Here is a 23,328-nt window from a genome sequence, read left to right as displayed (position 1 = left end):
GTAAGCAAATTAAAACGCTGTTCTTTTTGTATATAGTGATGAAACGGACGATTTTTTTCATTTGAAGAACAGCTCGCAATGATGACTTTCAGGATCAGGTGCATTGCCAGTTTGTGTTGTTTCAGATAGTAAATAAATCCATTTCATATAAAAAGCAGCCCGAAGGCTGCTGATTTTAATGTGGAATTTAGATCTTACTCTTTTTCAACTTCAATCGGTTTTACGTCCATTTTGTCGTAAGGAATCAGTTTAGTTTTGTGTTTCCACTTATAGCCTAACCAGATGGCAAGGAACAACGGTAAGCTGATGTAGGTCGATACAACACTCATCCATTCACCTGCGAGCACTGCCTGATAGTTCTGACCCAGTACCACAATGGTACACAGGATGAAAGCAAACCATGGCGCAAACGGGAAGAATTTTGCTTTATAGGCGAGGTCTTCAAGTTTATGACCCTGTGCCAGATAACCTTTACGGAAACGGTAATGTGAAATGGCAATCCCTAACCAGACAATGAATCCACACATTCCCGACATATTCAGCAGCCATGTAAAGACCTGCTGTTCACCGATAAATGTGGTCAGGAAACACAGTGCAGCGATTGCTGTTGTTGCATAGAGTGCATTCATTGGAACGCCACGCATATCCAGTGTTGCAAACCATTTAGGCGCACGGCCATGACGTGCCATATCAAACAGCATACGGGTGGAAGAATACATACCCGAGTTACCGGCAGATAAAATCGCAGTCAGAATAACGGCATTCATTAAACCTGCGGCAAAAGCCAGACCTGCTTTTTCATAGAGCAGGGTAAACGGTGACAGCATAATGTTACCGTCACCTTCAGCAGCAAGTGCGAGGTTTGGGTCGGTATATGCCACCAGTGTACCAATAATGAAAATACACAGAATATAAAACAGCAGAATACGCCAGAAAATCTGTTTGATTGCCAAAGGAATGGTTTTCTTTGGATCTTTGGATTCACCCGCAGCGACCCCAACCATCTCTGTTCCCTGGAAAGAGAATCCGGCAATCATGGCAACCCCGATCAGTGCATTTAAACCACCCACAAAAGGTGCTTCACCAATGGTCCAGTTTTTGGTAATGGAGTCAGCAGGATCGAGCATGATTTTACCGATCATGAACAGACCGATTGCGATAAAGAAGATAATCGCAATGACTTTGACCAATGAAAATAAGAATTCACTTTCACCAAAACCTTTCACCGTCAGGGCATTGATACAGAAAATAATCGCCAGGAATACCGCACTCCACCAGAAGCCCGGAATATCTGGAAACCAGAATTTCATGATGAACTGAACGGCAACCAGTTCAAAAGCGACTGTAATTGCCCAGTTGTACCAGTAGTTCCAACCCAGTGCAAAACCAAAGCCTTCTTCGACGTATTTATTACCATAAGTAAAAAATGCACCTGAAGTCGGGTTGTGGGTTGCAAGTTCACCGAGGCTTGTCATGAGAAAGTAAATCATGATACCAATCAGCATGTAGGCAAGTAATGCACCGCCAGGACCTGCCGTTGCAATCGTCTGACCAGAAGCCAGGAACAGACCTGTACCAATGGAACCACCAATGGCGATCATATTTAAATGTCGGGCACCAAGCTTACGCTGGAGCTGTGGATGATCTGTTTCGCTCATCGTTATTCCTTAAGATTTTTTCTGGGTGTTGGCGAACAGCACTTTAAAGCCTTGTTGATCTGCTTTGGTCGTACATTGACCATAATTCTGCTCAATCAGCAATGGATAATTCAGGAAGCGGTTTGCCACAATCCACAATTCACCACCGGATTTTAAATGACGCCGTGACGTCTTACACAGATTTTCACTGGCATTGTAATCGGTTTGAATGCCCTGGTGGAATGGGGGATTGCTGACGATTGCGTGTAAAAACAGAGGGGCATCTTCGATCCCACGGACTGCTTTTACTTCAAGTTGTTCTAATGGAAGATGATTTTTTTCAAAAGTCAGTTGCGTGGAAGCCAGTGCAAAAGCATCGACATCGAGTGCAAAAATCCGGTTTTTGGGATTTAATTTTGATAAAAATGCGCTGATCACACCAGCACCACAACCAAAATCGGCAATTTTACCCGAAGTTACCTGAGTCAGGTACGGCAGTAAAACGGCAGTTCCTACATCCAGGCGGTTCTGACTGAAGACACCCGGCAGGGCACAGATGGTCAGGTCACCCTGTGGCGTCGCCACAGCGTATTGCTGTACCCAGTCGACAACGGGTTTAGCCTGCACCTGTTTTTTCAGGGTCATTTGCCACATCTGACAGTGACGGGCACTGTCCAGTTTGGTTGCTTCACCATAGGGCTGTAACTGTTTAGCTGCACGCTCCACACCACCTTTTTTCTCTCCGACCAGGAAGATGGACGCACCTTCAGACAGGCGGCTGGCAAGGTTGTGCAGAATATAATTCAGCAGTTCTTTTGATTTGGGTACAAAGACCACAGCCTGATCAAACTCAGATTCAGGAAGTTCAATGCCAAAATGAACATTGGCATTGCGCTGCTGGAAATACAGAAATTCATTGTAATTCCATGTCCACAATACAGGTTCAATGTCCTGCGCCAGGTTCGACAGCAAATCATCAGTCGGGGCATTGGCGAACAATACTTTCCCGCTTAAATAATCGTGTTGTCGAATGACGACTTCACTTTTTGGCTCCATAGATCCCATCCATCATAAAATTTTGAACACAGGCATCAACAGTTTTAAAGGCTGTCAATAAACCCAAATGCCCAGACGATGCTGGGCATTATAAAGAATAGCTGAATTAATTTTTAGTTGCAGGTAATAGAATGTTCAGAATCAGTGCGGCAATACCACCTGTCGCAACGCCTGAGCTGAAAATATTACGCACCAGTTCTGGCAGATGTTCCAGAATCTGAGGAACCTGTGCAACGCCAAGACCCAGTGCCAGGGAAATAGCAATAATCAGCAGTGCACGACGGTCAAGCTGAATACCTGACAGAATGTTGATCCCTGATGCAGCAACTGCACCAAACATCACCATTACAGCACCACCCAGTACTGCTTGTGGTACAGCCTGAATAACACCTGCAACAGCAGGGAACAGTCCCAGAATGATCAGCATCACGGCAATCCAGATCCCGACATAACGGCTTGCAACACCGGTCAGCTGAATCACACCGTTATTCTGTGCAAAAACAGAACTTGGGAATGTGTTGAAGATACCTGCCAGGAATGAGTTCGCACCATTGACCAGAACACCGCCTTTAATACGCTGCATCCATACAGGACCATCGACAGGCTCATTGGAAATTTTAGAGGTTGCAGTCACATCACCAATGGCTTCAAGAGAAGTCACCAGGTAAATAAATGCCATTGGAATAAACAGACTCCATGAAAAGCCAATGCCGAAATGCATAGGTGTTGGAATCTGAATTAAAGGAGCATCATTTAAGCCATCAAAGTTTAAATAGCCCATGAAGCCCGCAAGAATATAGCCAATCACCAGGGCAATCAGAATAGCTGAGCTTTTCACCCAGGTAATGCGGACACGGTTCAGGATAATAATGATTGCCAATACGCTACAGGACATGATCAGGTTGTCAGCATTGGCAAAAGTTTTATCGCCCATCGCCTGATAACCACCACCCATACTGATCAGACCTTCTTTAATCAGCGTCAGACCAATCAGAAGAACAACAATACCGGTGACCAATGGCGTGATCAGCTTTTTCACCCATGGCAAAATACGTGATACACCCATTTCAATAAATGAGCCTGCAATCACCACACCAAAAATAGATGCCATGACCGCTTCTACCGGTGTACCTGCGGCAACCATGGCAGAACCGATGCCGATCATTGGACCAATAAAGTTAAAACTGGTTCCCTGAACGATCAGCAAACCTGCACCAAAAGGTCCCACTTTTTTACATTGCAGAAAAGTTGCCACCCCTGAAATGACCAGGGACATGGACAGAATCATATTGGTGTCTTCTTTGGAAACCCCCAGTGCCAGACAGATTAAAAGTCCAGGTGTGACAATTGGGACAATAATCGCCAGTAAATGCTGGAGGGCAGCCAGAAAAGCGATAAACGGTTTTGGACGGTCGTTCAGACCATAGACAAGATCAAGACGATCTTTTTGCTCGGGAGATGTATTCAGATCAGACATAAGTCAGCAAAGTTTAGCAAGGTGGCGCTATTCTAATCGAGTTACATGACATTACAAAACCAAAAGAATACCGATTATCCAAAAAAAACGTCAGTGTCAATAAACTGTCACTACTAAAAGTTAATATTTTTCTGTATAATTTGCCCTCAAACTTTAGGCGTATCGAATTTACATGTCAGATATTAAAACACTCCGGAACATTGCCATCATTGCGCACGTCGATCATGGTAAAACGACTCTTGTCGACAAACTTTTACAACAATCAGGTGCATTAGGTGATCGCGCGGGTGAAATCGAGCGTGTCATGGATTCAGGCGCTATTGAAAGTGAACGTGGTATTACCATTCTTGCAAAAAACACTGCAATCAAATGGTTAGATAAACGTACTGATACTGAATACCGTATCAACATCGTGGATACCCCGGGACACGCCGACTTCGGTGGTGAAGTTGAACGTGTAATGTCAATGGTTGACTGTGTACTGCTTCTTGTGGATTCACAGGAAGGTCCAATGCCACAGACCCGTTTCGTAACGCAAAAAGCGTTCGCACGTGGTTTGAAACCAATCGTGATCATTAACAAAGTCGACAAGCCAAGTGCGCGTCCGGACTGGGTAATCGACCAGGTATTTGATCTGTTTGATAACCTTGGTGGTACAGACGAACAGCTGGACTTCCCAGTGGTATATGCTTCAGGTCTTCGTGGTGTGGCTGGTCCATCTCCAGAAGAACTTGCTGAAGACATGACTCCATTGTTCCAGACAATCGTTGACATCGTTGAACCACCAGCAGTTGATGTTGATGGTCCATTCCAGATGCAAGTGTCTTCACTTGACTATAACAGCTTCGTAGGTGTTATCGGTGTTGGTCGTATTCAGCGTGGTTCAGTGAAACTGAACACACCTGTAACAGTGATCGACAAAGACGGTAAAACACGTAACGGTCGTATCTTAAAAATCATGGGTTACCACGGTTTAGAGCGTATCGACGTTGAATCTGCTCAAGCAGGCGATATCGTTTGTGTAACAGGTATTGATGAACTTCATATTTCTGACACCATCTGTGATCAGAAAAATGTTGAAGCTTTACCACCACTTTCTGTAGATGAACCTACAGTATCTATGACTTTCCAGGTAAACAACTCACCGTTTGCCGGTAAAGAAGGTAAATTCGTAACTTCACGTAATATCCGTGAACGTCTTGACCGCGAATTGATCCACAACGTAGCACTTCGCGTTGAAGATACTGACAGTCCAGACCGTTTCAAAGTTTCTGGTCGTGGTGAACTTCACCTTTCGGTTCTGATCGAAAACATGCGTCGTGAAGGCTTCGAGATGGGTGTTTCCCGTCCACAGGTAATCCTGAAAGAAGTTGATGGTGAAAAACAGGAACCTTACGAAAACGTAACATTTGACGTTGAAGAACAGCACCAGGGTTCTGTAATGGAACAGATGGGTCACCGTAAAGGCGAAATGACCAATATGGAAGTTGACGGCAAAGGTCGTATCCGTATTGAAGCAACTGTTCCTTCACGTGGTCTGATTGGTTTCCGTTCTGAATTCCTGACCATGACTTCAGGTACTGGTATCATGACGTCAAGCTTCTCGCATTATGGTCCTATGAAACAGGGTACTGTTGCGAAGCGTCAGAATGGTGTGCTGATTTCTATGGTTCAGGGTACTTGCCTGGGTTATGCACTGTTCACACTTCAGGATCGTGGTCGTCTGTTTGCTAAACCACAGTTGGAAGTTTATGAAGGTATGATCGTGGGTATTAACTCTCGTTCAGACGACATGACTGTTAACCCAACTAAAGCAAAACAGTTAACAAACGTACGTGCTTCTGGTACTGATGATGCGTTGACTCTTGTTCCAGCAATCGAATACACGCTTGAACAAGCGCTTGAATTCATTGAAGATGACGAATTAGTTGAAGTAACACCTAAGTCAATCCGTATCCGTAAACGCTGGTTGACTGAAAACGAACGTAAACGTAACCGTAACGGCTAAGCCTTACCGTTAAGTTGAAGAAAACCGTCATTCATTGGCGGTTTTTTTATGGCTGAATATTTTGCTATAGTGGTTTTTATAATAAATATGACGATATAGGTATGGCGTTTGAACAGTCATTTACCCACAGAAAAACAGCAAAAACTGAAACAGCTCATAGTGATATTCTGTATTTTACTGATCACCCTTTTATTTGCATTTACTCTTTTAATCGCTGAACCCACTCAGGAACTGAGTAGTTTTGAACTTGATCAGCAGGGTCAGAAAGTGGGCTCAGGTCCGACAGAGTTTAGAATTCATAATCAGCAGCTCTATGTTGCTGTACCGAGTAATGGTCATTATGTCATTCCTGAGGCTGATTTAAAGACGATTCGCATGCTTTCGGATGACATCGCGACCAGACAGATAGCTGTGGATCAAAAGCATGTCTATTGTGGCAATATGATTCTGAAAAATTTAAATCCGCAGACAGTTCGCTCGATTGGTGATGGTTATATCAGCGATGGTCAGGTCAGTTATTATTGTTCGCAGATCACGGAGCGTAATACTGAGTTGAATGTTGTGCAGGAGGTCTGGCAGATTCTGCTTCATCACACTGGAATCGGTTCAAAACCGCAAAGCTACTGGTATCCACATTATCAGCTGGAAACGAGTCAGTCTCCGTATCAATTAACGGTTCAGGGAACGGTCAGTAATGGAGAGTACACCTATTTCAGGGGGAAACTGGTTGAACAGGCAAATGGTCATACTATGCGGTATTTGCCATCTTATTCAGGGAGTTCAGATCGATTACGGGAGAGTAGTCACTACACCGCAGATGGAACACATGTTTATTATAAGAACCAGCGTGTTCCTGTTCAGGATCATCCTCAGTTAATGGTGTTTGATTTTGGTGGTGGGATTGAGTCTGAATTTTTACATGATCCTAAAACACAGAATTTTTATTATCAGACATCGCCATTTTCACAAAAATATTCACCTTATCATCTGCTCAATAAAGATGATGAACATGCGCATGATCCATTATTTCTCAGTCAGCAGGGCATTTATTTTTATCATCGACAAGAACAGAAATTACAGCGTACAGGTGATAATCCATTCAGTCAAAAGCTGACACAACTGGCTCCTGATGTTTTTCATAATGGACAGGATACCTATTATCTAGGACTGTACGATAAATACATCCGCAGTGGGCGGGGAACGAAACTCTGCTATCGTTCAACTGTGCTTTATCGGTTGAAGAACGCACCTGTAAATCGTTGGCAGAAAATTGCTGAGGTGAAATATGGTAATAGTAGGTGGCGTGCTGCAACAATATGGAAAAATGGTGCACAATATTATTATTTTGATGAATTTGGTCAGGGGCAGGGCTTTGATCAGGCGGTTTATCTGATCAAAGATGCGTATGCGCTCAGATTTATTTTAAATCCGTCGCGATCCAGTGATGATATCCGTCAGTATGCAGGGCGTGGAATCTTATTATCTCCTCAGGTGGAACGGTTAGCGAAAGCAAAATATGATGAAAATTTCTGTGTCAGTGAGCTTTGGTCAAAAAATGAATAATAGTTATGCGTATTCATGTGAGAATAAAAGTATGTTTTTTGTGTAAAGTGTAAAAAATATTGGAATTTTCAGAAAACCAGGTAGATTATGCAGAAATGTATATAGAACATTAATGTATACTTCATCACATAAAAATGACGCATAAATAGCGTGGAGTAAAATATGAGTATTCTTTCAGAATTCAGAGAATTTGCTGTAAAAGGCAACATGATGGACATGGCAATCGGTGTGATCATCGGTGGTGCTTTTGGTAAAATTATCGACTCTTTAGTTAAAGATATCATTATGCCGTTAATTACGGTAATCACAGGCGGTGGCGTAGACTTTACGCAAAAGTTTTTCGTATTAGGTGATAATCCAAACAATCTGACTTCTTTGGATGAACTGACTAAAGCGGGTGTGAACGTATTGACCTATGGTAACTTTATTACCATTTTCCTTAACTTCCTGATCCTGGCATGGGTGGTCTTCCTGTTGGTTAAATTCTTAAATAAAATCCGTAAACCGGTTGAAGAAGCTGCAGCAGCTACTCCTGAAGATATCGAATTGTTACGTGAAATCCGTGATGAGCTGAAGAAACGTGATTAATTCATGCTTCTGAATAACTGACGGCACTTTACAGTGCCGTTTTTTATGGCGTGTTTGAGATCAGCCGTTTGTATTCAGTTTATAAATGCAGGCGATACCGTATGAGAAAGTGGTTATTCTTTTTTATCATTTTGAGTCTGTCTGGATGTACAGATCAGAAAAATGACAGCACTGAAACAGAACAATATAAAGAAATTCGGTTTCCCGATGCATCAAAAGTACAGGGCAAAGATCGGGAATCAGGCTATATTGAAAACATGCCCAATGCAGAAACGGTGACTGAAACTGTTGAGTTGAATTCAGGTTCGGACAGTCAGGCACTGATTAACGCATTGCAACAGAAGCTGAAAAAGAATGGTTTCAGTCTGTCAGCATCCAGGGCAGCTGAATCATGGACTGTAAACGACTGCAGGAAGAATAAAATTCTGACGATAGCAGGGCAGGGTGTCAGCAGTTTTTATGCAGAAAGCCATATCGGGATTGGGAGCCGGAAAGATTATTATCCTGATTTTTTGATGTACGTTTTTACATTCAGTGATTCGGCACAGGCCGACAGATACTTTAGGAAAATTTCTTCAGCCCTTGTTTCAGGTGGCGGATTCTGTAACGGTAAGGCACCCGATAAACTTGTACAGAATGGAACGCAGCTGTTTTACCTGACCGCCCGTGCAGAAATGTTCAGAGGGTATATCAATCAGTACGCTGAAGTTATTCAGTTATTTAAAAAGTAATCAAATAACGGGTTCATAGAGATCTGAATTATTTGAACACACTGCAGTGGGTGAGTGACAGACGTGACATAAGGTTCATGATTGTATCCAGTCTTATGTCATGCTGAAAATACGGTTTAATCCATCCGAAACTTGATTTCCAGCAGGTGCCAGCCAAACTGACTTTTGATTGGACCATGCAGCTCGCGTTCAGGCAGGGTGAAAACAGCCTTATCAATCGGTGTGACGAGTTGACCTTTTTTAATATCACCCAGTTCGCCACCTTTTTTACCCGATGGGCAGGTCGAGTGCTGTTTCGCAATTTTGGCAAAATCAGCGCCTGCTTTTATTTTCTTTTTCAGCTGTTCGCATAGGTCTTTATCTTTAACCAGAATGTGTCGAACGATAGCAGACTTCATGCTTTGCTTCCTTTGGTGGCTTTCTTAACGGCAGTTTTCACTTTTTTCAGTGGCTGACATTGCGGGCAGAACACACTGGCTCTTTGCCCAAGTTTTAAATTTTCCAGAGTGGTTTCACAGTTCACGCACATTTCACCTGCGCGACCATAAGCGAGCAGGGTCTGCTGAAAATAACCATTTTCACCCATAGCATTACTGTAGTCTCTTAAAGTTGAACCACCCAGATCGATTGCCTGTTTTAAAATACGTTTAATCTCGATCACCAGTTTTTCAATCTGATCATGGCTTAAACTGGATGCAGGCTGCGCAGGATGGATTCCCAGGTTAAACAGGCTTTCAGTCGCATAGATGTTGCCGACACCGACCACAATATGATTGTCCATAATGGCAACTTTTGTGCCGACATTTTTATTTTTAAATTTAGACGCTAAATATTCTGCATGGAATGCATCACTGAGTGGTTCTGGTCCCAGGGTATCAATCAGTCTGGTCTGGCTGTATTCATCCAACCATAAAATGCAGCCAAAACGGCGTGGGTCATGGTAGCGCAGTTCAGTATCTTCAAACTGAATGATCAGGTGATCATGCTTACGCAGTTCTGTCCCTGTGTCACATAACCTGAAACTGCCTGACATTCCCAGATGCCAGAGCATAGTGTCCTGTTCAAATTCAGCAAGAATATACTTGGAACGCCGTGTCAGTTTCAGCAGTTTCTGTCCCTGAAGTTTCTGAATGTCAGCAGGAATTTCCCAACGCAGGCTGGACTGGTGAACGTGAACAGAAATGACTTTCTGATCAATCAACGGCAGAAGACTGGCTTTGGTGGTTTCAACTTCAGGTAATTCAGGCATGGATCACATATATTCGGAAATCTTGCTGGTTATTGTAGCTGTTCCAGGTGAGTCAATAAAGCATGCTGAATGGGATTGGGGTTGTGTTATATATTGTGTGAATAGTAAACATATATAAGCCTGATTTATGATTGGAAAATGTGGGTGAAAATGTAATCTGCTGTTTTTTAATATTTATATTGACTGATAAAAATAAGTTTTGAAACTGATAAAAATAAGCTGATAGTCCTGATTTAAAAACGATGTAAATTTCTCATAAATTAAGGGTAAAGATAAAGTTTATAGCTGATCTGGTCACTGCGGGTACGTATGAGTTTTTATCTGTCAGTGCGGTGTATGCTCTAAACTAGGTCGATGCCTCTTAATTTGTGTTTAGACCGTTCTGGCTGGTTCATTTCAGTCTCTGTCCGATACACAACGCTGTAAATCTATTTGAAATACTTCTCCCGATCAGGCTTCCTCATGAAAAAAACAGCTCTTTCCATCATGGCAGTTTCCATTGCCACTCTGATGTCCTATTCACATGCTGAACAGGCTTTTTCTAAGGATGGAAACACCTTAACTGGCGACTGGAACGGTACACGGACTGAACTTGCTGAAAAAGGCGTGAAGTTTGATGGAACCATTGCGACAGATGGTTCCTATCTGGCAGATGGTGGTTATGATGCACATCAGGCTCCGACATTTGGTACTCAGTTTGGACTGGGTACAACGCTTGATCTGGAAAAACTGGCAGGCTGGGAAGGCGTGACTTTTCGGGCACTGGTGACTGCACGTCAGGGGCAAAGCACCTCCATTGACGCTATACAGGATCCTGCTGCACCACAGTGGGCAAACTCTCAGGCGAACTGGGGACGGGGTAATTCAGGCAGTCGTCTGAGTGAGCTGTATGTCGAAAAGAACTTTAAAGATCAGGGTATCAGCGTCCGACTGGGGCGTATGGGACTGGGAACTGAGTTCAATACCATGGCATGTGACTTTCAGGGCAATGCATTCTGTGCCGCACAGATGGGAAAATGGCAGGGTAAGCTCTGGTACAACACACCTGTTTCACAATGGGGTGGACGTGTGAAATATCAGATCAGTCCTGAACTGTTTGCACAGGCAGGTGTATTTGAATATAACCCTGAAAATGCCCTGGAACGTCACGGATGGAACCTGGATACCAAAAATGCTGATGGTGTAAATGTCCTGTCAGAAGTTGTATGGTCACCGAAACAGGGGCTGAATGATCTGCCAGGCAGTTATCGTTTTGGTGCTCTGTATAACACAGCGGATGATGCTGCAAATCAGTACAATATCGGCTATGCCAAAGCGACCATAGGCGAAGACCGCACTTTTGGTGGATGGATCAGCTTTGAGCAGCAGTTGACTTCTACAGGTGCAGGTCGCCGTGGTTTACACAGTTTTGGTAACTTTACTGCGCATGACCGTACCACGACGGCTGTTGAGGATTCTCAGCAGTTGGGACTGAAGTATATTGGTCTGTTTGATGGACATCCGGATGACATACTGGGACTGGCGGTTAACCGTATTCATATCAATGACCGCTACCGTGATTACATCAACGGCAGTCGTGCAGGTACGGATAAAACCCTGTTAAATAAAGATGCTGAATATAATGTGGAGCTGAATTATTCATATTATCCAGTCAGATGGTTCATGTTGCGCCCACTGGTTCAGTATGTGGTTTACCCAGGGGCTACGACAGCCGTGGATAATGCACTGGTGGTTGGACTGGGCAGCAAAGTGATTTTCTAAGCGATATGCTTTTATAGGATTGTTTGAAAAGACAGGCAGATAACGCCTGTCTTTTTATGTTTCAGGTTCAATAAACTCAAATGAATGAGTGTGATTATAAAAATTCAGGAATGTGATCTTAAATACATTCACTGAGACAAAAGCGAAAATTCTACAAAAACTGGCAAAAAGTTTTAAAGTGAATAGTGTCAAATTCTGCTATATATCCATACTGCGAAAATAAACTGATCTTTCAGGAAAGAAAATAATGGCACGACTATTTCAACCTTTGCAGCTGGGAACGCTGAAACTGAGCAACAGAATTATCATTGCCCCGATGTGTCAGTATTCTGCAACAGAGCAGGGGCAGATCAGTTACTGGCATGAGCAGCAATGGGGAACCTATGCGCTGTCAGGCGCAGGCTTATGTATCGTGGAGGCGACCGCTGTTCAGCCTGAAGGACGGATCAGTTATGCAGATTTAGGGCTATGGAATGATGAGCAGGGAGAACGCATCTCAGTATTGCTGAAAAAAATAAAAACAGTATCACCAGTGCCTTTTGCCATTCAGCTTGCACATGCAGGTCGTAAAGCTTCAACAGAAAAGCCGTGGAATGTCAGACATGGAAAGGCACAGATTGCTTCAGCAGATGCACATGGCTGGCAGACCGTTGCACCTGCGGAACTTGCATTTCAGGAGTCCGATGAAAAACCGCATGCACTCACGGTTGCAGAGCTGAAAACCATCCAGCAGGATTTTGCTCAGGCAGCTAAGAGGGCGGTTGAAGCTGGATTTGATCTGATTGAATTGCATGCTGCACATGGTTATCTGATGCATCAGTTTATGTCACCGCTGGCAAATACCCGTACAGATGAATATGGTGGAAGTTTTGAAAACCGTATCCGTATGGTTATGGAAACATTTGAGTCCATCAAAAAAGCTGTGCCTGAAAATTTCCCTGTAGGGATCAGACTTTCAGCACAGGACTGGGTTGAAGGTGGATGGACACTGGAAGAAACCGTGGCATTATCGAAACAGCTGGAACAGGCAGGAGCGGTGTATATTCATGTTTCCAGTGGAGGTTTACATCCTCAGCAGAAAATTGATGTACATGCCAGTTATCAGGTTCCATTTGCGGCTCAGGTCAAAGAAAATGTCAGTATCCCTGTGATTGCAGTAGGTCTGGTGACAGAGTCCATGCAGGCAGAGGGAATTCTGGAATATGAACAGGCAGATGCTGTTGGACTGGCACGTGCCATGCTGTATGACCCTCGATGGCCGTGGCATGCAGCAGCGGAACTGGGTGAGACGATTCAGATTGCGCCACAGTATCTGCGCTGTCAGCCACATGGCTTCAGAGATCTGTTTCATCCGTTTGAATGAAAACAGCTGAGCTGAAAAAGCCCCTGAATACAGGGGCTTTTTTTGATCTGTCATAAATCAGCTTTTTTTCGCTGTTTTGGCAGGAGCTTTAGCCTGTTCAGCAATCATTTTATCCACGATTGCCAGGGATTCTTTTGCCTGAGGGACATTGTCCTTTGCCAGGGCAGCAAAAATCTTTTTCGCTTCAGGTAAATTCTGAGGGATGATATTGCCATTGGTCAGCATATTGCCAACTGCGAGCAGTGCAGGAATATAGCCTTTCTGAGCCAGTTCCTGAATACTTTGCAGACCTTCCTTGATTGGTGCTTCAGTTTTATTTTTGAAGCCTAGGCTGATGTTATACAGAGCTTTTGCATGAATGGCCTGATAGTTTCCTTTTTTAATTAAAGGTTCCAGTTTCTGTAAGCCTTCCTTATCGGAAGCAGGCTTGTTTTCAGAAAACAGTAATACTGCCAGATCCAGGGTTGCATCATCAAAACCCTGAGCAGATGCTTTACTTAAGTACTGCTTTGCTTTTGTAATGTCTGTTTTTAAGCCCAGTGTACCTGTGGCATAGTTTTTACCCAGTACATAGTTTGCAACTGGATAGCCTTTGCTTGCAGCCTGTTCATACAGTTTGACTGCTTTTTTCTCATCTTTGGCAGTCCCCTGACCCGTCTGAGTCAGATAACCCAGATTGTAAATAGCCTGAGCATTGCCCGTTTTTGCAAGCTTATCCAGTTCCTGGTAAGCACCGGTCATATTTTTAGCTTTGACCATCTCTTCAATTTTTGCAAAAGCAGGGTCGATAGCAGCAGGAGCTGCCTCCGCTGCAAAAGCCATGTGGGATGAAAGAGCGATCAGACTTGCGAAGATAATTTTTTTCATTTTCATATAACAATGTTAACCATGTTGTTTCAGCAACATAAGTCCTTTTGATTACTGTACTTCAGTATATAAGTTATGCCTTTTGAAAAGTAAATATTGCATTTGTGAAATTTGTAGCATCTTTGATGAAAATCACTGAAAACTGGGAGAAATTGTGGATGGGATGGTTTTCTTTGTCTTTTATAGCTATAGCAGGTCTGTGTATTTGATTGGAAAAGTCTGAAAATCTGTAATAAAAAGGTTAAAATTTCAGACTGATCTGAATATTCAGGCTGTATTTTAAATTTCATCTTATTTTTAGCAGTGAGAAAACAGTGTTTATAAAAGGCATCCGACGGAATTATGACAAAGTCTTTCAGGACGACAGTATTGCAGATGAAGACAAAATTGATGCTTTACTGATGAAACTGGGGGCAGAATTTCTGGTCAGTAAAGATGATCGTGTCTATATTTTCCAGAAAGGTGATTTAACTTCAAAGTTTGATGCCAGGCATGCCCGTGCATTTCATTTTAAAGACTATGTCTGTAAAGACATGAATAAACTGTTTCATGGGTTTTGATGAATAAAGCAACCTCCTTTGAAAAAAGGAGGCTTGGGAAATTTTAATTACATTTTTCAATATGCTGAAAAATACATTCGCAAACTTCTTTCGCTTTTGGAGTGAGTTGCCAATCAGGATTTTCATCAAAATCTTTGATGATTTCACGGCAAAAATCTAATTTATTCTTAATTGTTCCAACACCTTCACTATCAGCAAAGGCTAACTTTTCGGAATTGGTTCTAGGATTTCTGATTTGATTATCTAAGAGTTTTCCTATACCAAAATCATTATGCTCAAAATGGTTATCTCTGCTGATTGTATCTAAATTTTCTATACTAAATCCTTGTTTAGTATTATTTTTCATACGGTTAAAACGTTGTTTTGCCACACGAATAATTGAATTTTTTGGGAGTGTGTTTTCAATTTCTTTACATTCAAATTTAAAGAAATTTGAACTTTTTAATTCTGTTGTGAGTTTTTTAACTCGATCAGCTTTTTCTTTTATATCTCCGTCTGCAATAAGTAGCATTTCACTTGCTACAGCTTTTGCACTTAATCCTTTGTCATCTAAATGATCTGCATAATCATCACTAAATGACCAATGTGTTAAGTTACTTCCAGCATACTCTACAAACGTGTAATGGTAATTCGGCATAAAACGACAGTATTTTTTATAAAGTTTAGCATCTGAATTTTCCAATTCAGCTAAATATTTTTCCATATATTTAGTGATATATAAGCGGTCGGTAATGCCTTCGACCCAAATGGTGCAATTGGCTAAATAAACAGAAGATGGTTTTACACCGAGAGAAGCTAGCAAGTCACGATCTCGGTCGCAACGATAAATCTTAAAATCAAACTTATTAGAATCATCTTTATTTGGTTCTTTGACAAATTTTTGAATAATGACTTGATCTGATTCATCTGCCATATCTAAAAGATGGTTAGAGTGAGTGGTAAAGAAATAATAGTGATTGGTTTCATTGAGATAGAAATTCATGAGCTGACGAACCATACCAGCATGCATGTGAAGCTCAGGCTCTTCTATAAAAAATGCATGAGTTTGATCTTTTTTGATAAAAGCTTCATAAGTTAAAATGATCACTTGTTGCAGACCATCACCAAGTTCTGAAATTGGAAATTGTTTATCATTTCCAATTTTAATATTGACTACATCTTGTTCATGTTTGGGAATAAGGGTAATAGTTTCATTATCGAAGAAATATTGGCTGAGTTTTTCTTCATAATTTTTGATGACTTCACGTTGCTCAGGTTCTCCTAATAAATGAATTTTCAGCTCATGGTATAGTGATTCACCTGTAATAATATTTTTAGAATTAAATTTATTAATGTTACTAAAATAATCTTTTTGGGTTCTTGCAATATAAGGATGTTGAAATTCTATTTCAGTTACGGGACGCATACCTCGTAGTATTGGGACATAGTATTTAGTAAGAGTAAAACCAATTTCTTTGTCGAAATATTCGATTTTCTTCTTTATTTGTTCATGTAATTCAGGTGTGTAAGAGTCATGGTTGTAAGTGAATTTTGAAAGTGCTTCATAATTTTTATCAAAAATATTTTTATACTCAGAGCGTGGAAATAATGGGGCACTTAGAATATTGTTTATATAAGGAAGTATATGATTTTTATTGTAACCACTATGATTGGATAACTGAAATCTTGAATCATAATCATCAAGTGTATCCAAAAAAAATTTAATTTTCGATATTTGATCCATATTTGTGGGGTAATTCAAAATCTCAAACGGAATTGTAGTTGTAAATAGCTTTCTTAAAAATCGGCTTTTTCCCGCATTATTTTTACCTATAAAAAAATTCAACCGTTTAATTTCCATAACTTGGTCGTAATTTTGTTCATTATCAGAACTATAACCTTCTAAATTTTCTGCCCAATAGTATAATTTTTCAGTCATTAAAAAAGCCCCTAAACTTAGAGGCTAATTTATCATAACATTCTAAAAAATATAAATTTACTGCGGTCTCGCCACATCACCATTTAAATATTCAGGCAGCTCTGACACAGTGACGTCCAGTTCTGGTAAAGCATCAGGACGGGCGACAACCAATGCAATAAAACCACCTTCATAAGCAGTACTGTTCACCACCTGAACGCCTTTACTTAACTGCTCACCCAGAGCAGGAACATCGCCTGAACCCTGAATCACATGCAGCCATGCCTTAGGTTTCGCTTTAAACCATAAACGCGCAATCACTTCCTGACCCAGGTAACAACCTTTGTCATAGTGAACGCCTTCACGCTGGTGCAAACGGAGTTCCTGTGGCTGAAAAAGTCCTTCAGTCTGTTGCACAATGAATGCCTGACCATGCTGGATTGCAGAGACTTCCCATGCAGTAATATCAGTTGCTTCAGATGAAAAAACAGTTGTATCTGCCGTCAGTGTCGGAAAAACTGAACCCACAGGTTCAAGTTTCATTTTAGAGAACGCACCGTATTTTTTGATGTGTTTTGAAAACTCATCTGCCTGGTCAGCCGTAGTGACGATTTCAAAAAGTTCAGGATTGATCTTTGTGAGCCATAAACCGAAGTGGATACGCCCTTTCAGATCACAGATGGCAGTATAGCGAGTGGTATTTTCAGCCAGTGCTTCTGTGTTTAAAGTGACTTGTCCCTGAAGGAACTTCTGGGCATCTGCACCGGCTAAAGTAAATGAGGAGAATGCTGAAATGGTCATAATAAAACCCGACTTAATTTATAGAAGTTTAAGTCAGGTCAGCAACAATAGACAAGTCAATTCAATTAATTAAACCACACCACGGAAATGGTCACGGATAGAAGCCAGAGCAACACGGTCAAAGAATCGTAAATCACTCACAAACTGCGGCATATTTAAGCCTTTATCGTATCTGATGGTGTATTCAATCTGTAGGAAAATGCGGTCTTCATATTCAATAATGCTTGATTTAATAAATGTTTTTTCTTTGTTGGTCTCATTACTTGCGATGACGAGTTTAAACATATTTTCATTGCTGAACTCAGCAATATTATGAATCAGCTGTAAATTAATTCTTTCGTTTTCAGCATCAACTCTTACATCAAAATAAATATCTTCAATTTTGACACTGAAGCCCCTGTCCTCAACATCAATAACGTCAATAAACGCATTCTTTAAAGCATTGGCGATGGTTTGTGAGTTGATCTGGTTGGAAGGTAAAATCATGAATGCCCCAGTTGTTTTATAAGATTAAATTTTTAAATATTTGATGTTTAAAATAATATATTTTGAAATGTGAGACTTCCATTCAATTACGACTAAAGAATAAGATTAATTTTCCACTATTTTTTAATAAAAAACCGATTTAGAGCAAATATTCAACTCAAGTTGTTACTAAATATTTCCAAAACCCCTGTTTTTATATCTAAGCTTATGAAATATAAACGATTTGGGAAATGGGTTTTCGGCAGTGTACTATTCGAACATCAGACACGCAGTACAAAATGATGCAAGAGGCACAATTCAATGAATAACAACTACCGCAAACCACTGCAAGGTACCCAGCTCGAATACTTCGATGTGCGTCAAGCCGTTGAAGACATCCAGCCAGGCGCATACGCGAAACTTCCATACACTTCAAAAGTATTGGCTGAACAGTTAGTCCGTCGATGTGACCCGGCCATTCTCGAACAATCTTTAAAAGAATTGATTAACCGTAAACAAGACCACGATTTCCCTTGGTATCCTGCGCGTGTGGTGTGCCATGACATTCTCGGACAAACAGCATTGGTTGACCTTGCAGGTCTGCGTGATGCGATTGCTGATCAAGGTGGCGACCCATCAAAAGTAAACCCTGTTGTACCGACTCAGTTGATCGTTGACCATTCACTTGCTGTGGAATTTGGTGGTTTTGACCCTGATGCTTTTGAGAAAAACCGTGCGATTGAAGACCGTCGTAACGAAGACCGTTTCCACTTCATCGAATGGACAAAAACTGCATTTGAAAATGTCGATGTGATTCCTGCGGGTAACGGCATCATGCACCAGATCAATCTGGAGAAAATGTCTCCAGTGGTGCAAAACCGTGGTGGTATCGCATATCCAGATACTTGTGTAGGTACAGATTCTCATACACCACATACTGATGCGCTTGGTGTGATCTCGATTGGTGTCGGAGGACTCGAAGCTGAAAACGTGATGTTGGGTCGTGCATCGTGGATGCGTCTTCCAGACATTATTGGTGTGGAGTTTGTGGGTCAGCGTCAAGCAGGCATTACTGCGACTGACATCGTATTGGCATTGACAGAATTCTTGCGTAAAGAACGTGTGGTGGGTGCATATTTAGAATTCTTCGGTGAAGGTGCAGACAGTATGTCAGTGGGTGATCGTGCCACGATTTCCAACATGACCCCTGAATATGGCGCAACTGCGGCAATGTTCTATATCGACCAGAACACCATTGATTATTTAACACTGACAGGTCGTGAAGCAGATCAGGTCAAACTCGTAGAAACTTATGCCAAAGAAATCGGTCTTTGGGCATCGGATATGACGCAAGCTGAATATCCACGTGTTTTACGTTTCGATCTTTCAACGGTAACCCGTAATATTGCAGGGCCATCGAACCCGCATGCTCGTGTATCAACCGCTGACTTAAAAGCCAAAGGCATTGCAGGTAATTTAGACGCAGCGCGTGCGCAGGAAGCTGAAGGTTTAATGCCAGATGGTGCGGTGATCATTGCAGCGATTACTTCTTGTACCAATACGTCTAACCCACGTAATACCGTTGCTGCAGGCTTGTTGGCTCGTAAAGCCAATGAACTTGGTTTAGTGCGTAAACCTTGGGTGAAATCATCATTTGCACCAGGCTCTAAAGCAGCTGCTTTGTATCTTGAAGAAGCAGGCGTGTTGGGTGATCTTGAAAAGCTTGGTTTCGGTATCGTGGCGTATGCATGTACGACCTGTAACGGTATGTCAGGTGCGCTTGATCCTGTGATTCAACAGGAAATTATTGACCGTGACTTGTATGCAACTGCGGTACTTTCAGGGAACCGTAACTTCGATGGTCGTATCCATCCTTATGCAAAACAAGCATTCTTAGCATCTCCTCCATTGGTTGTGGCGTATGCGATTGCAGGGACAATTCGTTTTGACATCGAAACAGATTCATTGGGCAATGACAAAGACGGTAATCCGATTTACTTAAAAGACATCTGGCCATCGGATGAAGAAATTGATGCACTGGTAAAAGTTGCTGTTAAACCTGAGCAGTTTAAGAAAGTGTATATCCCAATGTTTGATTTGGGTGAGCGTGTACAAGCTGCGAGTCCGTTATACGATTGGCGTCCACAAAGTACCTATATCCGCCGTCCGCCGTATTGGGAAGGTGCTTTGGCTGCGCCACGTACTTTGGCGAATATGCGTCCACTTGCAATTCTTCCTGACAATATCACGACAGATCACTTGTCACCATCGAATGCCATCCTGATGGATTCGGCAGCAGGTGAATATCTGCATAAAATGGGCGTACCTGAGGAAGACTTCAATTCTTACGCAACGCACCGTGGTGACCATTTAACTGCGCAACGTGCAACATTTGCTAACCCTAAACTGTTTAATGAAATGGTGGTTCGTTCTGACGGTACGATCAAGCAGGGTTCTAAAGCACGTGTTGAGCCTGAGGGCGAAGTGATGCGTATGTGGGAAGCGATCGAAACTTATATGAATCGTAAGCAACCGCTGATCATTATTGCAGGTAAAGACTATGGTCAGGGTTCTAGCCGTGACTGGGCTGCGAAAGGTGTTCGTCTCGCAGGTGTTGAAGTGATCGTTGCGGAAGGTTTTGAGCGTATTCACCGTACTAACCTTGTGGGTATGGGTGTATTACCGCTTGAGTTTAAAGTAGGTACGGATCGTAAAACATTGAAGCTTGACGGTACTGAGTTGTATAGCGTGATTGGTAATATTGCACCGCGTTCGACTTTAACTTTGGTGATCGAGCGTTCGACTGCTGATGGTCAAAATGAGATCGTGAAAGTGCCTGTAACGTGTCGTTTAGACACCGAAGAAGAAGTGCATGTGTATGAAGCGGGTGGTGTATTACAACGTTTTGCACAGGATTTCTTGGAAGGGAATGTGGCTTGATTCATATTTAAGTCATTAAATTAACAATTCTAATTAAAGCTATTTCTCTATTGATAGAGGAATAGCTTTAATTATTGGATTACTATATCTTTAGAATATATTAAGTAGTTTTATTGGAGTTAAGATGACCAATCAGGTAACAACTACCACTAATGTGATTAGTGTTGTAGATGGATTAAGTAGTGCATTGAATGGTTATTTATCAGAGTTGGGGCTTCCAACAGAAAATGTATTGGTTTCTATACCTGAAAGATCGAGAATCATTAATAATTTCCCTGATGTAATTAATCATATTGAAACTACAAAAAGAAATAATTCACTTTATTTATCAAAATTTATAGCAGCCTGTGGTGCTGGATTGTTTGATGCTGCGTTAAACTTTATTTGGGATGAAACTGTTGTTAATCTGAGATCTAAAGTTATAAGATTTGATTTGGAATATTTTTATGACAGTGTAGTAACAGATTCAAATAGAAGAGCGAAATTAAAAGATGAATCTGATTTAGTTAAGATAGAAGAATGGGAACTTATTCGAGGCTGTCATGTAACTGGGATTTTATCAGATATAGGCTATAAACATTTAGATTATATTCGAGATATGAGAAATTGGGCTAGTGCTGCTCACCCAAATCAAAATCAATTAACAGGTTTTCAGTTGGTTGCATGGTTAGAAACTTGTATTAATGAGGTTATTGCAAAAGAGCCAGAACCAGCTGCGGTAGAGGTTAAGAGAGTTCTAACCAGTATTAGAAATAATATTTTATCACCTACAGACGCAGAACCAATAAAAGTAGGTTTTGAGTATTTACCTATTGATTTGGTTTCTTCATTGTTACGAACATTGTTTGGAATGTATACAACAGAGAAAACAGCTATAAATATCAGAACAAATATTCAATTAGTAGCGCAGAAATGTTGGAGTCTTGCTCCAGATGATGCTAAATATGAATGCGGACTTAAATATAGTAATTTTGCAGCAAATGGGGAAGTAGCTAGAAAGGATTTAGCCAAGAACTTTTTAAGTATAGTAAGTGGTTTATCTTATTTGCCTTCTGATACTCTGGCTTTAGAAATTTCTGAAAAGATACAAAATTTATATAGTGCTCATCATGGTCTTAGTAATTTTTATAATGAACCACCTCATGCTAAAACGCTATCTGCTTATGTTTCTGATACGGGTGTAATCCCAGATTCTGTACGCCATGCTTATGTTAAAACAGTTGTTATGGCAAAAATAGGTAATGGATATGGAATATCTAATATGGCTGAAACATATTATGATCAGATGATTAATAAATTTGGAGAGCCTGAATTAAAAGAGTTTGTAAAGCTAGTACTGAATAAAGATTTTTCTAATAGGTTAAGTTTAACATCGTGTCCAAAAAATTTTAAAATATTAGTTAAGCAACTTGCAGGAAAAACAGCTAATCAAATTACTATACAGGCTTTAACTAGATTAGATAAAGTTACTGAACTACAATTACCTGTTCTAATAACAGATACCCAATATCAACAACTAGTTAATAGTTACTAGGCATATTTATATACTAGTTTATTTAGTTCCTTCCTTTATAGTGTTGGAACTAAATTAAATACTTATTAATCAACCAATGCCCAAAAAATCCCCCGAACAAAAAGCCGAAGAAGAACGCCGCTATATTGCGGCAAGTGGTGCAGCCAATACAGCCGAACTCGAACCTTTCCTAACAGACCCAAACCAAGCGATTCGAGCCACAGCAGCCATGAACCCCGATGCAGATGCAGAAATACTCGACCGCTTTGCAAATGACAAATTTTGGGGCGTACGTATGGAAGTCGTCCACCATGCCAACGTCAGCGAAGCCACATTACGCAGACTACTCGAAACCAAAGTCAGCAAACGGGGCGTTGTCCATCACGCAGCCTGTGACAAACTCAAAGAACGAGGAGTGCTGTTTGGCGAAGACGGCATGCCAGTTTCTGTACAGAAATAAATTGAAACAAATAGAATAAATAAAAAATGATTCACATTCTGGAAAAATTAAGCAGAGAAAAAACCAATATGTGAAGATTTTTATCTCAAAGATAAATAAATCTGACAATAATTTCGCCAATCTATTTCTTGCAAAAATGACACCATCATTTTTAAAAATAGCCAATAGACATTCATCTCGATAGCGGTATACTGATTTCACCATTTCTAAAAACCTATGGAGAACAAAAATGGTTACTGCTGGCTCTAAACCTGGAACAGGCTTCTATTTTTGTGTTCAATGCGGTCAACGCACCTACTTAGAAATTGGTACAGATCGACTACCACCGTGTACCAAATGTCTTGGCAATCATTTCAACAAATAAGATTGCATAAGCACAATAATTAAAACGG

The 23,328-nt window shown here is 41.3% G+C and carries 20 protein-coding genes; 11 read left to right on the top strand and 9 right to left on the bottom strand.

Annotated elements, in window-relative coordinates; genetic code table 11:
- Positions 1 to 194: 194 nt before the first annotated feature.
- The 3 genes from CDG61_RS13980 to CDG61_RS13970 form a co-directional block, all read right to left on the bottom strand.
- The gene (locus tag CDG61_RS13980; protein ID WP_087549609.1) at positions 195 to 1,658 is read right to left on the bottom strand and encodes an amino acid permease; all 1,464 of its coding nucleotides are present in this window, start codon (positions 1,656 to 1,658) and stop codon (positions 195 to 197) included.
- Between the two features lie 9 nt (positions 1,659 to 1,667).
- Complete coding sequence (locus CDG61_RS13975; RefSeq protein ID WP_087549608.1) at positions 1,668 to 2,693, bottom strand: class I SAM-dependent methyltransferase; 1,026 nt, start codon at positions 2,691 to 2,693, stop codon at positions 1,668 to 1,670.
- Positions 2,694 to 2,799: 106 nt separating this feature from the next.
- Entirely contained in the window at positions 2,800 to 4,170 is a 1,371-nt protein-coding gene (locus tag CDG61_RS13970; RefSeq protein WP_087513965.1) for a uracil-xanthine permease family protein, read from the bottom strand.
- Positions 4,171 to 4,342: 172 nt separating this feature from the next.
- Between CDG61_RS13970 and typA the strand changes: the two genes are divergently transcribed.
- From typA to CDG61_RS13950, 4 genes are all read left to right on the top strand, one after another.
- Positions 4,343 to 6,178 (top strand): translational GTPase TypA, encoded by a 1,836-nt coding sequence (gene typA, locus CDG61_RS13965; RefSeq protein WP_087513966.1) that lies wholly within the window; start codon positions 4,343 to 4,345, stop codon positions 6,176 to 6,178.
- A 108-nt stretch (positions 6,179 to 6,286) separates the two neighbouring features.
- Entirely contained in the window at positions 6,287 to 7,741 is a 1,455-nt protein-coding gene (locus CDG61_RS13960) for a DKNYY domain-containing protein (protein ID WP_087549607.1), read from the top strand.
- Between the two features lie 162 nt (positions 7,742 to 7,903).
- A complete protein-coding gene (gene mscL / locus CDG61_RS13955; protein WP_087549606.1) occupies positions 7,904 to 8,329 on the top strand; it encodes a large conductance mechanosensitive channel protein MscL in 426 nt (141 codons plus the stop codon).
- Positions 8,330 to 8,430: 101 nt separating this feature from the next.
- Positions 8,431 to 9,060, top strand: coding sequence for a hypothetical protein (locus CDG61_RS13950; RefSeq protein ID WP_087549605.1), 630 nt, complete (start codon positions 8,431 to 8,433; stop codon positions 9,058 to 9,060).
- Positions 9,061 to 9,176: 116 nt separating this feature from the next.
- On the opposite strand, the gene CDG61_RS13945 is transcribed toward CDG61_RS13950, so the two are convergent.
- Together CDG61_RS13945 and mutM are read right to left on the bottom strand one after the other, a co-directional pair.
- Entirely contained in the window at positions 9,177 to 9,458 is a 282-nt protein-coding gene (locus tag CDG61_RS13945) for a peptidylprolyl isomerase (protein ID WP_087549604.1), read from the bottom strand.
- On the bottom strand, positions 9,455 to 10,309 hold the full coding sequence (gene mutM / locus CDG61_RS13940; protein ID WP_087549603.1) for a bifunctional DNA-formamidopyrimidine glycosylase/DNA-(apurinic or apyrimidinic site) lyase: 855 nt from the start codon (positions 10,307 to 10,309) through the stop codon (positions 9,455 to 9,457). Before mutM ends, CDG61_RS13945 begins: the two co-directional genes overlap by 4 nt.
- Positions 10,310 to 10,771: 462 nt before the next feature.
- On the opposite strand from mutM, the gene CDG61_RS13935 reads away from it, so the two are divergent.
- Complete coding sequence (locus tag CDG61_RS13935) at positions 10,772 to 12,070, top strand: carbohydrate porin (protein ID WP_087549602.1); 1,299 nt, start codon at positions 10,772 to 10,774, stop codon at positions 12,068 to 12,070.
- Between the two features lie 247 nt (positions 12,071 to 12,317).
- Positions 12,318 to 13,433 carry an NADH:flavin oxidoreductase/NADH oxidase gene (locus tag CDG61_RS13930; RefSeq protein ID WP_087549601.1) on the top strand — a complete coding sequence of 372 codons (1,116 nt, stop codon included), beginning with the start codon at positions 12,318 to 12,320 and terminating at the stop codon, positions 13,431 to 13,433.
- A 57-nt stretch (positions 13,434 to 13,490) separates the two neighbouring features.
- Here the strand turns inward: CDG61_RS13930 and CDG61_RS13925 are convergent, their stop codons facing one another.
- Entirely contained in the window at positions 13,491 to 14,300 is an 810-nt protein-coding gene (locus CDG61_RS13925) for a tetratricopeptide repeat protein (protein WP_087513993.1), read from the bottom strand.
- A gap of 314 nt (positions 14,301 to 14,614) precedes the next feature.
- On the opposite strand from CDG61_RS13925, the gene CDG61_RS13920 reads away from it, so the two are divergent.
- Positions 14,615 to 14,860 carry a hypothetical protein gene (locus tag CDG61_RS13920; RefSeq protein ID WP_087549600.1) on the top strand — a complete coding sequence of 82 codons (246 nt, stop codon included), beginning with the start codon at positions 14,615 to 14,617 and terminating at the stop codon, positions 14,858 to 14,860.
- 43 nt (positions 14,861 to 14,903) lie between these two features.
- On the opposite strand, the gene CDG61_RS13915 is transcribed toward CDG61_RS13920, so the two are convergent.
- The 3 genes from CDG61_RS13915 to CDG61_RS13905 all read right to left on the bottom strand — a co-directional run bounded on the left by CDG61_RS13915 (position 14,904) and on the right by CDG61_RS13905 (position 18,044).
- Entirely contained in the window at positions 14,904 to 16,778 is a 1,875-nt protein-coding gene (locus CDG61_RS13915; RefSeq protein ID WP_087549599.1) for an AAA family ATPase, read from the bottom strand.
- A gap of 57 nt (positions 16,779 to 16,835) precedes the next feature.
- Complete coding sequence (locus CDG61_RS13910; protein ID WP_087549598.1) at positions 16,836 to 17,558, bottom strand: YgfZ/GcvT domain-containing protein; 723 nt, start codon at positions 17,556 to 17,558, stop codon at positions 16,836 to 16,838.
- Positions 17,559 to 17,627: 69 nt separating this feature from the next.
- Positions 17,628 to 18,044 (bottom strand): hypothetical protein, encoded by a 417-nt coding sequence (locus tag CDG61_RS13905; protein ID WP_087549597.1) that lies wholly within the window; start codon positions 18,042 to 18,044, stop codon positions 17,628 to 17,630.
- A 300-nt stretch (positions 18,045 to 18,344) separates the two neighbouring features.
- Here CDG61_RS13905 and acnD point away from each other — a divergent pair, with 300 nt between their 5' ends.
- The 4 genes from acnD (at position 18,345) to CDG61_RS13885 (ending at position 23,300) form a co-directional block, all read left to right on the top strand.
- Positions 18,345 to 20,963 carry a Fe/S-dependent 2-methylisocitrate dehydratase AcnD gene (gene acnD, locus CDG61_RS13900; RefSeq protein ID WP_087549596.1) on the top strand — a complete coding sequence of 873 codons (2,619 nt, stop codon included), beginning with the start codon at positions 18,345 to 18,347 and terminating at the stop codon, positions 20,961 to 20,963.
- Between the two features lie 124 nt (positions 20,964 to 21,087).
- Complete coding sequence (locus CDG61_RS13895) at positions 21,088 to 22,497, top strand: hypothetical protein (RefSeq protein ID WP_087549595.1); 1,410 nt, start codon at positions 21,088 to 21,090, stop codon at positions 22,495 to 22,497.
- 208 nt (positions 22,498 to 22,705) lie between these two features.
- Positions 22,706 to 22,936 (top strand): hypothetical protein, encoded by a 231-nt coding sequence (locus CDG61_RS17695; protein ID WP_228199581.1) that lies wholly within the window; start codon positions 22,706 to 22,708, stop codon positions 22,934 to 22,936.
- A 229-nt stretch (positions 22,937 to 23,165) separates the two neighbouring features.
- Complete coding sequence (locus CDG61_RS13885; protein ID WP_111858212.1) at positions 23,166 to 23,300, top strand: zinc ribbon-containing protein; 135 nt, start codon at positions 23,166 to 23,168, stop codon at positions 23,298 to 23,300.
- Positions 23,301 to 23,328: the final 28 nt, after the last annotated feature.

Origin of the sequence: Acinetobacter sp. WCHAc010052, assembly GCF_002165295.2 — a bacterium.
Taxonomy (GTDB): Bacteria; Pseudomonadota; Gammaproteobacteria; order Pseudomonadales; family Moraxellaceae; genus Acinetobacter; species Acinetobacter chinensis.
The sequence above is the reverse complement of the archived record's forward strand: the minus strand, read 5'-3'. Positions and strand labels throughout refer to the sequence as shown.